Here is a 12448-nt window from a genome sequence, read left to right as displayed (position 1 = left end):
TCAGGCGCCCTTTTTGCCAAGGTCTTCATCGCCACCGGCCTTACCCTTGCCGGATTCCGGCGCGTCCTTCTTACCGTTCTGCTTCTCCCACGCCTCGTAATAAGCCTTGCTGCTCGCCTGGATCTGCTGCAGTCGCTGGGCGTGTTTCTGGTCGGTCGCCTGGTAGTCACCGTCGGCCAGGCCGACCGCGATGCCCATCGCCTCCAACTGCTCGCCCAGCATCTTCGAGAGCTGTTGGAGCTTCAGGTGCATGGTGCTGTAGGCGGTCGCCAGCGTGGGCGACTGCGGGAGTGAGCCGTATGCCGTGGCGGCGACCTTCTGCTCGCCGATGCGCGTGTGGTTGGCGTCGGACTCGCCCAGGTCGAGCAGGAGCTTGTCGACCTTCTTCTTGAACTCCTGCAGTGAGTCGCTGGGAGCGTCCACCTTGCCCTTTGGGGCCGATTCTCCCATGAAGCACCTCCCCTAGTGCCTGATGCCTAACAGCCGTGAGTGTGGGATGTGCGTCAGCGCACATCCCACACTCAGCGGCGGTCTTGATGTTCCGTGGAGGTCAGCCGACCTCAGAGCGACGCGAAGCGGCGGCGCTGGGCCTGGTCGGTGTCACCGTAGCCCTGCACGGCCTGGTTGAGCTTGGTCGCGATGGTGTTGAGGGTCTCGTGCATGTTCTTGACCCGCATGTCCCAGTCGCGCTGGCGGTCGTGGAACGCCTCCTTGGTCTGACCCTCCCAGTGGGCGACCTGGGCTTCGACCCGCCGCTGGAGAGCGACGAGCTCCTCGTGGAGGTTGTCGGCCGTCGTCTTGACGTCGCCGGCAGCCTTGGTCACGACCTCATACGTGATCTTCATGGGCTTTGAGTCTCCTGGGTGTGAAGCGAGCTGACGAGCTGGTGGACGGGTTAGGAAACCTGGAAACGGTCGAGAACGCCGTTGCTGCCCAGGCCGCCGGGGGTGTCGACACCCTTGAAGCTGTTGAGCCGCTCGATCTCGTGCTCGTCGAACCCGTCCCGGCTCGCCGACATGGCCTCCTTGGTGAAGGCGAGCATCTCCTTGATGCGCTTGACGTCGAGGTTCACCCGCTCCTGGAGCGCGTTGTACTCACCGGCCGCGACGCCGGTCCAGTGGCCCTCGATCGCGTCGATCACACGGTTGAGCGTGCCGATCTTGCCCTCGATGCTGTCGTGCATCTTCCCGAGGTCACTGATCAGCACCGTGAGTTCGTCGGACTTAGCACCGAACGTACCTGCCACGCTGAACCATCCCCCATGATTTGGATGTTGTCGGGGCGGCCGCCGTCGCGGCACCCGTTAACCATCAGACCGAAGTTGTCAACTCCCACTCTAGTCACCCTCGAAACGGCGAACTACCGGGTAACGGGGGCTGTGACAGCGCTGTTACAGCAAGGTCAACTTTGCTCTGGCGTACCGTCAGCTTGCTGACACCCCGATGACCTGCTCCTTCCACGAGACCGCCGGGTCCCCCGGACCACGTCGTTTCACGACGTCACCGGGGTTCCCGGGCCGCGTCGGCGGCGCCAGTCGCGCAGCACGACGGCCCCGCCGGTGGTGACCGCCACGAGCACGCCGGCCGCCCCGAGCGCGTAGGTGGCCAGGCGTTCGCGGCGCTCCTGCGGGGTCTCTCCCTCGGGGAGCGGGGTCACCTGCGGCGGCTTCACGTTGGCGGCATGGGGCTTCTCAGCGGTGGGCTTGTCGATCGGGCGCTCGTCGTCGTTGAGGGCCCGAACGGGGTCCACGACGCCCCAGCCGATGTAGCGGTCGCGGCCGTTGACGCCGCGCTCCGCGGTCTGCTCGATCTGCGCCACGACCTGGTGGTTCTTCCAGTCCGGGTGCTTCGCCCGGATCAGGGCGGCGACCCCGGCCACGTACGGGGCGGAGAAGCTGGTGCCGTTGTCGACGCACTGGCCGCCCTTGGGGACGGTGGAGACGATCTCGACGCCGGGCGCGGCCACCCCGATGAAGTCGCCGCTCTGCGAGAAGACGGCGCGCTCGTTGTTGCGGTCGGAGGCGGCCACCGCGAGGACGCCCGGGTAGGACGCCGGGTAGGTCCGGTGCGACTTGCCGTCCGCGCCGTCGTTGCCGGCGGAGGCGACGACCACGATGTCCTCGCTGATGGCCTTGGCGATGGCCAGTTCCAGCTCGGGCGAGGGGCGGCGGCCGGCCGTGTCCTGGGAGATGTTGATGATCTGCGCGCCCTCGACGATGGCCTTCTCGATGGCCAGCGCCATGGTGCGCGGGGTACCGGTGCCGCGGGCGTCGTTCTGTCGCAGCGGGATGATCGTGGCCTCGGGGGCGAGCCCGACGAAGCCGGTGCCCGGGCGCGGGCGCGCGGCGATGATGCCGGCGGCCTTGGTGCCGTGGCCGACCTCGTCGTCCGTGCCGTCACGCGGCTTGGGCGGGGGCGGTGGCGGCGGCTTGGGCTTCGGCTTGGGCTTGGGGTCGCCCTTCTTCCCGTCCTTGGGGTCCTTGGCGTCGTCCTTGGGCTCCGGCTCGGGCTCGGGCTCGGGCTGCGGGCGCTCGGGCTCCTTCCGCGGCAGGTAGTCCGCGCCGCTGCTCGCGTCGACCGCCGTCTTCAGCTGCGGGTTCTCGTTGTCCACGCCGGTGTCGATGACGGCCACCCGCACCGACCTGCCGTCGGGGTCGCGCCCCTTGGTGTCCTTCCACAGCTGGTCCAGGACGATCCGCTGCAACGGCCAGGGAGTGCCCTTGATCTGCTTCTTCATCGGGAAGGTGCACTCGCCGTTCCCGTCCAGGGTCGTCGAGGCCGATCCCGAGCCCGGGCCCCGACCGGCCGCGGCGGCCGGCTCGGCCACCCCCAGCGAGCCGATGAGCCCGATGAGGGCGGCCGTGGCCGCCAGTCCCGCGACCCGGCTCCTACGCGGCGCCCCGTCCCCGTCCATCCGTGTCACCCGTCGTTCCCTCGCTTCCCCCGTGTTCCCAGCCCCGGCGCCGCTGCCTGCGGGCTCCGGTGCCGCCGGTACCGTCCCAACCGGCCCCACGGCCACTACAGGCCCTGCGGCTGTCGAGCGCTGTTGGTGTCCAGGCGCGGCCCGATCGGCAGGAACTGCGACCAGTTGGCGGGCACCGGCAGCGGGTCCACGCCCTGGTAGCCGAGTCGGGTCTGCGCCTCGTTGGCCTCGGTCTGCGGCTGTGCGGCCGGCGCCGGCGGCTCCTCGTCCGTCGGGCCCTCGCCCTCGGTGCCCTTCTGCTCCGCGCCCACGTCGCCGATCTTGGACTTGCCGGTGCTGCTGTCGCTGTTGGCCTGCACCTGGTAGCGCAGCCCGGTGTCGGTGACCAGGAAGACCTGTCCGGTCTTGGTGGACTTGCCCTGGATCTGTCGGTAGAGGAGGCCGGTGCCGGGGGTGACGTAGGCGCTGGTGGCGCCGTCCATGATGGTCGCCGGGTAGTTCTTGCCGGCCCAGGTGCCCAGCCGCGGGGTGGCGTCGGAGCCGACCCCGTCGAGGATGCTGCACACGGTGTCGTGGGCCGCGCCGCCCTCGTTCGGGTCCACGGAGTTGACCTGGCGCGGGCGCTCGACGGGCCAGTTGCGGTCGCCGGAGAACTCCTCCGCGTCCGAGGTGAAGTCGGCCGCGCTGACCTGCTCGGCCTTGCCGTTCTGCTCCAGGTCGGCCAGTTGGCCGCTGCTGAGCAGCAGGTTGGCGACGAAGTCGGAGACGCGGGCGACCTTGCCCTTGAGTACGACGTAGTGCTGCGGGCCGGTGCCGGTGGAGGCGGTGAGCACCATGCCGACCCGGTTGGCCTGCTGCCCCAGGGTGGCCACGCCGGCGTCGGTGCCGACCTCGCCGGGGACCGTGGGGAAGACGATGGGCTGGCCGTCCTTGAGGGTGCCGAGCCAGTCGTCGGTCACCTGCTGCGGGATCGCGCCGTCCGAGAAGAGGGTGCGCAGCAGCAGGTTGTACTCGGGGCCGGTGGCCTCCTGACGGTTCTTCGCGTTGCCGATCAGGTACTTCACCCCGCGCGGGTCCACGAGGTAGCGGGCGCCGGACCTGCCCTGGACGTAGAGCACCTCGGCGCCGCGCAGCCGTTCGGAGCCCTCGACCTTGTCCGCCTCGCGGTCGGCGAAGAGGAAGACCGCCTTCTGGGTGCTGGTGTTGTTGCCGCCGGGCTGTTCGCAGACCGCCCAGTGCTTCTGCTTGCGCGCGTCGTCGGCGGAGGGCATGCGGTCGGGGGCGAACGGGATGCCGAGCGTCGGGCCGCGCGGGATGTCCCCGCTGTCCAGCACCGACTCCTTCACCTTGATGATGCTGGACTTGCCCGGGCTGAGCAGGAGTTTGGCCGAGGCGAGGTTGAGCACCGGGTGGAGCTGCTTCTTGCCGTCGGTCTTCAGCACCACGTAACGGGTGGTGGAGGAGCTGCCGACGATGACATGGGCCTCGGGTTCGTCCCAGCCCTTGGGGGCCGGCGGCTTGAACATGCCCCAGGCGCCGAAGCCCGCGAGGATCAGCGCGCCGATGATCAGACCCGGCAGCACCGCGCGCAGCGGGCGCGGCGCGCCTTCCTCGGTGACGCTGAGCGCAGGCTGCAGGAAGGCGGAGATGGTCCGCTTCCGCGCAAAGGTGTAGGCGTTGAGCTCGTCCCGCCGCGATGCCATGTGTAGCCGCTTCTCCCCGGTTGTCGGCCTCAGTTGTCGGCCTCGGTCCGCGGACGTCCGCCGTGCGCACCGTCCCGGACCGGCTCTCTACTATGCCGGTACCCGAGGGGCGGGTGTGATGGGGGTGTCGAGGGGTGGGGCCGATACGCCGCGTTCCGGGAGGGTTTCGGGCAGGGTTCGGGCGCCGGCGGCGCCGCCACGCGTGTCCGATACCGTGACAGCGCGATCAGCCGACCCGCCGCGACGGGTTGTTCCGGATGAAAAGGACAAGGTGGTCTCCCTGATGAGCTCTGCCACACGCGCGCGCACTCCCGAGCGTGCCGTACCGCGGCAGCCCTCACGCACCACGAGCCTCGGGGCCCCGCGACTGCGGCAGCTGGTGCTGTTCGAGGTCGCGGCCGCCCTGGTGCTGGTCGCCTGGGCCATCTCCCCCTCCCCGCTGCTGGTCGGTCCGGCCGCGGCCGTCGCCGTTCTGCTGCTCGTGGTGGCCGTGTTGCGCCGTCGTCAGCAGCCGGTGCCGGACTGGCTGGCCACCGCGGTGGCGCTGCGCCGTCGTCAGAAGCGCGCCAAGGAGCCGGTTCCGGCCGGCACGGACCCGTCGCTGGCGCCCGCCGTCGAGTGCGATCCGGCGCTGCGTTCGTACGCGTACACCGCGCGCGACCGCCGTGAGATGGGCATGGTGGGCGACGGCACCTTCCTGACCGCCGTGCTCCAGGTGCAGGGCTCCGACGACCCGCTGCGGCCGGGGGCGGCGGAGCGTCCGCTGCCGCTGGGGCTGTTGCGGGACGCGTTGCGGGTGGACGACATCCGGCTGGAGTCGGTGCAGGTCGTCCAGCACACCCAGCCGGCGCCCGCCCCACACCTTCCGGAGCAGTCGGTGGCGGCCCGCAGCTACGGCCCGCTTCAGGAGCAGAGCGGCGCCCCCGCCGTCCGGTTGACCTGGGTGGCGCTCAAGCTGCACCCGGAGCTGTGCTCCGAGGCCGTCGCGGCGCGCGGCGGCGGTCTGGAGGGCGCGCAGCGCTGTCTGGTCCGCGCGGTCGACCAGTTGGCGAGCCGGCTCGCCGGGGCGGGCTTCACCGCCAAGGCATTGGAGGAGGGCGAGCTGGCGTCCGCCGTCGCCACCTCCGCCTGCGCCAACCCGGCCGCCACCGCCCAGGCCGCGCGGGCGAACACGCCCAACCGTCGCACGGTGGAGACATCGCGCGCCTGGCGCTGTGACGACCGCTGGCACACCACCTACTGGGTCGGCCGCTGGCCGCAGCTGGGCGCGGGCAGCGTGCCGCTGCCGCAGGTGGTCGCGCAGCTCACCTCCGTGCCGGCCCTCGCCAGCACCTTCAGCCTGACACTGGCGCACGGCAGCGGGCGCGGCTGGGGCGGCGAGCCGCGGGTGAGCGGACACGTGCGGATCACCGGACGCAGCGACAGCGAACTGGTCGACGCCCGCAAGACCTTGGAGCGGGTCGCGCGGGGCGTCAAGGTCGGACTCGTACGCCTGGACCGCGAACAGCTGCCGGGCATGCTCGCCACTCTGCCGCTGGGAGGCACTCGCTGATGTCCGCCACGACTTCTCCGTCCGCCGCCGGGGCGGCCGGCACCACGGGTACGTCCGGTACGCCGTGGATGCCCGGCGTCACCGGCATACCCAGCTCCGCGGGTCGCGCCGGTGCCGTGCGGAGGCCCGGTTCCGCCGGAGCGGCGGGGGCCGCGGGAGCGCCCCAGGGGGCCGGCGCCGCGGCACCGCGCCGGGCGCGCGCCGGCTTCGGTCTCATCGGTCCGCGCCGCGAGCGACATGCGCTGTCGGCGGAGCAGTTGGCGGCGATGGCGCTTCCGGTCGGCGACGACGGCGTGACCATCGGGGTCGACGCCCAGGGCGTGCCCGCCGTGCTCGGCTTCAGCCGGCCGGAGCCGTTCGACGCGGTGCTCATCGGCGGGTTGTGGACCGCTCAGGCACTGGCTCTGCGCACCGCGGGCACCGGCGCCCGGATCGCCGTCGAGACCGGCCGCCCCCACATGTGGGCCAACCTGGTCCAGGCCGCCGGGGGCGGACAGCAGTGCATGACGGTCTTCGACGTCGGCCGCGTGCCGCCGCAGGGGCCGTCGGTGGGCAGCCCGGTGCTGGTGGTGCGGGACTGCGGCGTGCGCCCTCCGCGGGGACGGGTCTCCGCGTTGCCGTGGCAGGCGGTGCTGACCCTGTTGCCGTATCTGAGCCCGGTCGCGCCGCGCCTCCTGGAGAACGCGGACCTGGTGGGCGTACAGCGCGTCTCCCCCGAGGAGGCGAAGCAGGTCGGCCGGATCATGGGGCTGCCGGACGAGGACGTGACCGCCCTGTCAACGCTGGGGGACGGCGTCACGCTCTGGTGCAACCGGACCTCCCGGCGATACGTCATGACGCAGCCGACCGAGGCCGAGACGGGTCTGCTGGGCTCCCCGCGCCGGGTGGACTGAGCCGGTCACGGGGCGCTTCCCCGACGTCCGCCGCGCGCACGGCGACAGGTGAAGAGGTGCGGTGAGACGTGGTCGAGGCGTGTGCGAGGTGTGCACGAGGTGACGGACGCCCTCCAGGGCGAGACGGGCCTGCCGCCTGGTGCGCAGGGTGATTAGTCTTGTCATACGCGGGCGGAGAACCTGATCACAGGCCCCCCGCGTCACACAAGGGGATAGCCGAGCGCGCGACGGCAACGGTCGGCCTCGCCAGGGACATCCAAGGTGCTCGACCACACCAGGAGGCATTGTGAGCAGCGATCGGGACGAGATCCGCGCGGGCGGAACCACACCCGGCGATGATCGATCCGACGCGGATTTCGAGCACACCGGCGAGTTCACCATCGACTACAGCACGCCGTCCTGGTACACGCAGGACGCGGCGGCGACGCCGGCCCCGCCGACGCCCGCCCCGATCCCCGGTGCCGCGGGTTCGGATCTGTCGGGCTCGGACCTGTCCGGTTCGAACCTTTCGGGTTCGGATCTGTCGAGTTCGGACCTGTCGGGTTCGGGTGCTCCGGTGACGGCCGGCGAGGACGCGCAGGCCGGCGCCGTCCCGGGCGCCGGCGACGCCGAGTCGCCGATGCTCCCGCCGCCGACCGGCCAACCGCTGGCGATCCCCGGACTGCCGGCGCCTGGCGAGGATTTTCCGCCGCCGCCGTCGGTGCCCGCCTTCCCGCCGGTTTCTGAGGCTTCCTCGGCCACGGCGGCGGCCGACGACTCCGCGCCCGCGTCTCCCTCCGAGGCCGTGTCGCAGGACGCGGTCGCCGACGTGACGCCCGCCCTGGAGCCGGAGGCGCGGGTGGAGCCGGCGCCGGCGCCCGCGCCTGAGCCCGAGGCGCGGACGACCGATCCGGAACCCGAGTCGGCGTCTGGGTCGCTGTCGCCGTCGACGTCTGAGCCTGCGTCGGCGTCGGCGTCGATGTACGAGCCGGCGTCTGAGCCGACGTCTACGTCGACGTCCGAGCCGGTGTCGGCGCTGGCCGGCGTCGAGGACACCGCCGAGGGTTCCCGCGGCGACGCGCTCGGCTCCGCGGCGGTGGGCGCCGGGACGGTCGGCGCCGCCGACGCGGCTCCTGACGGCCCGTCCCACGACATCCGCGCGGCGCAGGACGCGTCGCAGCCCGCCGCCGACGCCCCCGTCCGGGACGACGCCTCGTCCGTCGCGGCGGAGACTCCCGCCGACGAGGGCGCGGACCGCGGCGACCTGGTGAGCAACGCCACGATGCGCTTCCCCGGCCCCGCCGCGGCGCGCAGGGCCGCCGAGGCCCGTACGGCGGAGGACGCGGGCGCCGCGCTCGCCGACGCTCCGGCACGCCCCGAGGGCACGATGCAGTTCTCCGGTGCCGCGCTGCGCCGCCGGGCGGCGGCGGAGGGCGTCGACGACTGGCCCGCCCCGTCGGCTGCCCCCGCCGCGGCCCCGGTCGACCCCGCGGCCCCGGTCGACGCCGCGGCCACGGCCGCCCCCGTCGAGCCGCGGGACACCCCGCCGCCGCACGCCGCGGCCGCCGACGCTCCCGCCGCCGGCTGGACCCCGCCGCCGGCCCAGGGCGGCGGACTGCCGCCGCTGCCGCCGGACTTCCAGCCCGCGGCACCACAGGCCGGCGCCGGCGCCCCGGCCCCGGCGGGCGCGCCGGACTCCCCGTGGCCGCCGCAGGCCGCCGCGCCGGTGCCGCCGCAGGGTACGGACCCCGCGGCCGCCGACTCCTTCCAGCAGCAGGCCGCCGCCTGGCCCCCGCCGGTGCCCGGCACGCAGACGCACCCCGGCCCCGTCTCGGCCCCCGGCCCGGTGCCGGCTCCCGGGGCGGGCGCCGTCCCGACGCCCGGTCAGCAGCCGGCGGAGCCGCAGGCGTCCGGTACCCCAGGCAGCCACGAGCTCGCGCGGCCGGCGACCGCCGACGCCGCGGCACCGCAGAACCAGGGCGCCGCGACCCCGGCCGCGCCGCAGGGGGGCTACGGCTTCCCCCAGCCCGCGCCCGCAGCCGCCGTTCCGGGCTCCGCCCTGCCCGGGGCGTCCGGCGCGTCCGGCCCGGGCGCCCCGTCGACCGCCCCCGACCCGTCGACCGGCCCCGCCGGTCAGGCGTCCCCGCAGCCGTATCCGGCGGCGGGCGTCCCCGGCGCGCCCGGCCCGACGGCGCCTGATGGGGGGCCGGCAGCACAGCCCGGCTACGGCTACCCGCAGCCCGGCGCGGCCGGCGGACAGCCCGTGGCACCGGGCCTCGGCCAGGCCGCTCCCCACGCCTCTGCCCCGCAGGGCGGCTACGGATTCCCGCACCCCGGTCCCGGCGTCGCGGCCGCGCAGAGCCAGGGCCTGGTTCCGGGCCAGCCGGCGGCTCAGCAGCCCGCCGCCCATCCCGCCGGCTACGGCTACCCGCAGCCGGGCGCGGCCGCTCCGGTCCCCGGACAGGCCGGACAGCCGGGTCAGCCGGCGCCGGCCGGCTTCCCCCAGGCCCAGCCGCCGGCGCAGGCACAGCCGCCGGCCCACGCCCAGGCGCAGGCACAGCCGCCGGCCGACGTCGCCGCGCGGCAGCCCGTGCCGGGCCAGCCGACCGGGCAGCAGCAGCCGGCCGCGGGGCAGCAGCCCTTCGCCGCGCAGCAGGAGGCCCGGCCCGCGCAGCCGCAGCCCGACCCGCGGCAGGGCGGCGCGCCGCTGCCCGCTGCCGACGCCGGCCCCGTGGACCCGCGGACCGGCGGCTGGCCCACCATCTCGCCCGAGCAGCGCCAGCGCGGGCACGGGGCGGGTGCGCCGCTGGGCTACACGGCGGCGGTGGAGCTCTCCTCCGACCGACTGCTGCGCTCGAAGCCGAAGCCCAAGAAGCAGAATCCGGGCGGTTCGCGGTTCAAGATCGGTGGCAAGAAGGAGGAGGCCGAGCGGCAGCGGAAGCTGGAGCTGATCCGTACGCCGGTGCTCTCCTGCTACCGGATCGCGGTGATCAGCCTCAAGGGCGGCGTCGGCAAGACGACCACCACCACCGCCCTCGGCGCGACGCTGGCGAGCGAGCGCCAGGACAAGGTGATCGCCATCGACGCCAACCCGGACGCGGGCACCCTGGGCCGCCGGGTGCGCCGCGAGACGGGGGCGACCATCCGCGACCTGGTGACCGCGATCCCGTACCTCAACAGCTACATGGACATCCGTCGGTTCACCTCGCAGGCCCCGTCCGGCCTGGAGATCCTCGCCAACGACGTGGACCCGGCGGTCTCCACGACCTTCAACGACGAGGACTACCGCCGCGTCATCGACGTGCTCGGCAAGCAGTACCCGATCATCCTCACCGACTCGGGCACCGGCCTGCTGTACAGCGCGATGCGCGGGGTGCTCGACCTAGCCGACCAGCTGATCATCATCTCGACGCCCTCCGTGGACGGCGCGAGCAGCGCGAGCACCACGCTGGACTGGCTCTCCGCGCACGGCTACGCGGACCTCGTCTCGCGCAGCATCACGGTCATCTCCGGGGTCCGCGAGACCGGCAAGATGATCAAGGTCGAGGACATCGTGTCGCACTTCGAGACGCGCTGCCGCGGCGTGATCGTCGTGCCCTTCGACGAACACCTGGCGGCGGGCGCCGAGGTCGACCTGGACATGATGCGGCCGAAGACCCGTGAGGCGTACTTCAACCTCTCCACCATGGTCGCCGAGGACTTCACCCGGGCGCAGCAGGCCCAGGGCCTGTGGATGGCGGACGGCGACTCCCAGCTGCCGCCGCACATGGCCCCGCCGATGCCGGGCCAGCAGCAGCCCGGCGCCCCCGGCCCGCACCCGCCCCACCAGGCCCAGCACGGCCAGCCGGGTCTGCCGGGCCAGCCGGGCCAGCCCGGCCAGCAGCAGCCGGGCTACCCGCAGGCGCCGCAGTCGGGGGGCCCGCCGGCCGGCTGGCAGCACCAGCCGCAGCCCGGCGCGCCCGGGGCACAGCAGCCGGTACACGGCCAGCCGTACGCCCAGCAGCCGGGCCAACCCTGGCCGCCGCAGGGCTACGGGCAGGGGCAGCAGGCCCAGCCGGGCCAACAGGTGCCGCAGCCCGGGGCCCAGCCGGGCCAGCCCGGCCCGGCGCCCGAGGGCGCCCAGGGCGCACAGCCGGGGCCGTACGGCCAGCCGTACCCGCAGCCGCCCGCCGGCCCGCAGCAGTAGCCGGCCGCATCGGCCCGGTCGGATCAGCCGACCGGGCCGGGTCAGCCGGCGGTCACCCATCGCGCGTCCTTCACGTCGGCATCACGATCCGTATAACGAGGTAAGGCCCCGGGCACGTCGCCCGGGGCCTTACCTCATACATGATCACGAATGCCGGGCCGGAGGGACCCCGGCCGGCCGGTCACCCGCGGTGGCCGGGCCCGGTGGTGTCAGCTCCGGCGCTCCGCCGCGTGCTCCTCGACCAGCTCGCGGGCCCGCTTCACATCGATCGCCATCCGCTCCAGCAGCGCCTCGATCGACTCGAACTTCTCCTGGCCGCGCAGGTAGGCGAGGAAGTCCACCGCCACATGGAGCCCGTACAGATCCAGCCCGACGCGGTCGATGGCGTACGCCTCGACCGTCCGGTCCACCCCGTCGAACTGCGGGTTGGTGCCGACCGAGATCGCCGCGGGCATCATCTCGCCGGCAGCCGTCAGCCAGCCGGCGTAGACGCCGTCGGCCGGGATCGCGGTGTGCGGCAGCGTCTCCACGTTCGCCGTGGGATATCCCAGCTCGCGGCCGCGCTGCGCGCCGCGCACCACGACGCCCTCGACGCGGTGTGGCCGGCCGAGGACCTCCATGGCGCCCTCGACGTCGCCGGCGGCGACCAGCCGGCGGGCGAGCGTGGAGGAGAACGGCTCGCCGCCGCCCGCCTCCCCGCGCTCGTGGAGGTCGATGACCTCCACGTCGTAGTCGTAGGTGGTGCCGAGCTCCTTCAGGAACTCCACGGTCCCGGCCGCGCGGTGGCCGAAGCGGAAGTTCGGCCCCTCCACGACGACGCGCGCGTGGAGCTTGTCGACCAGCACCTTCACCACGAAGTCGGCCGGCGTGAGCTGGGAGAACTCCGCCGTGAAGGGGAGCACCAGGACGGCGTCCACGCCCAGCTCGGCCATCAGCTCCGCGCGGCGGTGGTGCGGCGCGAGCAGCGGCGGGTGGCTGCCCGGCCGCACGACCTCGCTCGGGTGCGGGTCGAAGGTCACCACGACCGTGGGCAGTCCCAGCTCACGAGCGCGCGCCACCGCACGCCCGATGATCAGCTGATGACCGCGGTGCACGCCGTCGTAGGAGCCGATGGTGACGACGCTGCGTCCCCAGTCCTCGGGGATGTCCTCCAAGCCACGCCAGCGCTGCACTGTGCCCGCTCCTCGCCCGAACCTTTGTCTGCCTGTCATGA

At 73.6% G+C, this 12448-nt stretch carries 9 protein-coding genes; 3 read left to right on the top strand and 6 right to left on the bottom strand.

Annotation, left to right across the window (positions count from 1 at the left end):
* The 5 genes from CD790_RS05515 to eccB all read right to left on the bottom strand — a co-directional run bounded on the left by CD790_RS05515 (nt 1) and on the right by eccB (nt 4625).
* Nucleotides 1-450 carry a hypothetical protein gene (locus CD790_RS05515; protein ID WP_144381785.1) on the bottom strand — a complete coding sequence of 150 codons (450 nt, stop codon included), beginning with the start codon at nt 448-450 and terminating at the stop codon, nt 1-3.
* Nucleotides 451-560: 110 nt separating this feature from the next.
* Nucleotides 561-845 (bottom strand): WXG100 family type VII secretion target, encoded by a 285-nt coding sequence (locus CD790_RS05510; RefSeq protein WP_144381784.1) that lies wholly within the window; start codon nt 843-845, stop codon nt 561-563.
* A gap of 50 nt (nt 846-895) precedes the next feature.
* Nucleotides 896-1246: a WXG100 family type VII secretion target gene (locus tag CD790_RS05505; RefSeq protein WP_260867324.1), complete on the bottom strand. Its 351-nt coding sequence runs from the start codon at nt 1244-1246 to the stop codon at nt 896-898.
* Nucleotides 1247-1491: 245 nt separating this feature from the next.
* The gene (gene mycP / locus CD790_RS05500) at nt 1492-2913 is read right to left on the bottom strand and encodes a type VII secretion-associated serine protease mycosin (RefSeq protein ID WP_260867359.1); all 1422 of its coding nucleotides are present in this window, start codon (nt 2911-2913) and stop codon (nt 1492-1494) included.
* 104 nt (nt 2914-3017) lie between these two features.
* Nucleotides 3018-4625: a type VII secretion protein EccB gene (gene eccB / locus CD790_RS05495; RefSeq protein WP_144381783.1), complete on the bottom strand. Its 1608-nt coding sequence runs from the start codon at nt 4623-4625 to the stop codon at nt 3018-3020.
* Nucleotides 4626-4908: 283 nt separating this feature from the next.
* Between eccB and eccE the strand changes: the two genes are divergently transcribed.
* The 3 genes from eccE (at nt 4909) to CD790_RS05480 (ending at nt 11235) form a co-directional block, all read left to right on the top strand.
* Nucleotides 4909-6177, top strand: a complete 1269-nt coding sequence (eccE, locus tag CD790_RS05490; RefSeq protein WP_144381782.1) for a type VII secretion protein EccE — start codon at nt 4909-4911, stop codon at nt 6175-6177.
* Nucleotides 6178-6245: 68 nt separating this feature from the next.
* Nucleotides 6246-7070, top strand: a complete 825-nt coding sequence (locus tag CD790_RS05485; protein ID WP_186318891.1) for a hypothetical protein — start codon at nt 6246-6248, stop codon at nt 7068-7070.
* 286 nt (nt 7071-7356) lie between these two features.
* Nucleotides 7357-11235, top strand: a complete 3879-nt coding sequence (locus CD790_RS05480) for an SCO5717 family growth-regulating ATPase (RefSeq protein ID WP_144381781.1) — start codon at nt 7357-7359, stop codon at nt 11233-11235.
* Between the two features lie 209 nt (nt 11236-11444).
* Here CD790_RS05480 and CD790_RS05475 read toward each other — a convergent pair whose 3' ends face one another.
* The gene (locus tag CD790_RS05475; protein ID WP_186318868.1) at nt 11445-12407 is read right to left on the bottom strand and encodes a bifunctional riboflavin kinase/FAD synthetase; all 963 of its coding nucleotides are present in this window, start codon (nt 12405-12407) and stop codon (nt 11445-11447) included.
* Nucleotides 12408-12448 lie beyond the last annotated feature (41 nt).

The organism is Streptomyces sp. SAJ15 (assembly GCF_007595705.1).
In the GTDB taxonomy this organism is placed as follows: Bacteria; Actinomycetota; Actinomycetes; order Streptomycetales; family Streptomycetaceae; genus Streptomyces.
The sequence above is the reverse complement of the archived record's forward strand: the minus strand, read 5'-3'. Positions and strand labels throughout refer to the sequence as shown.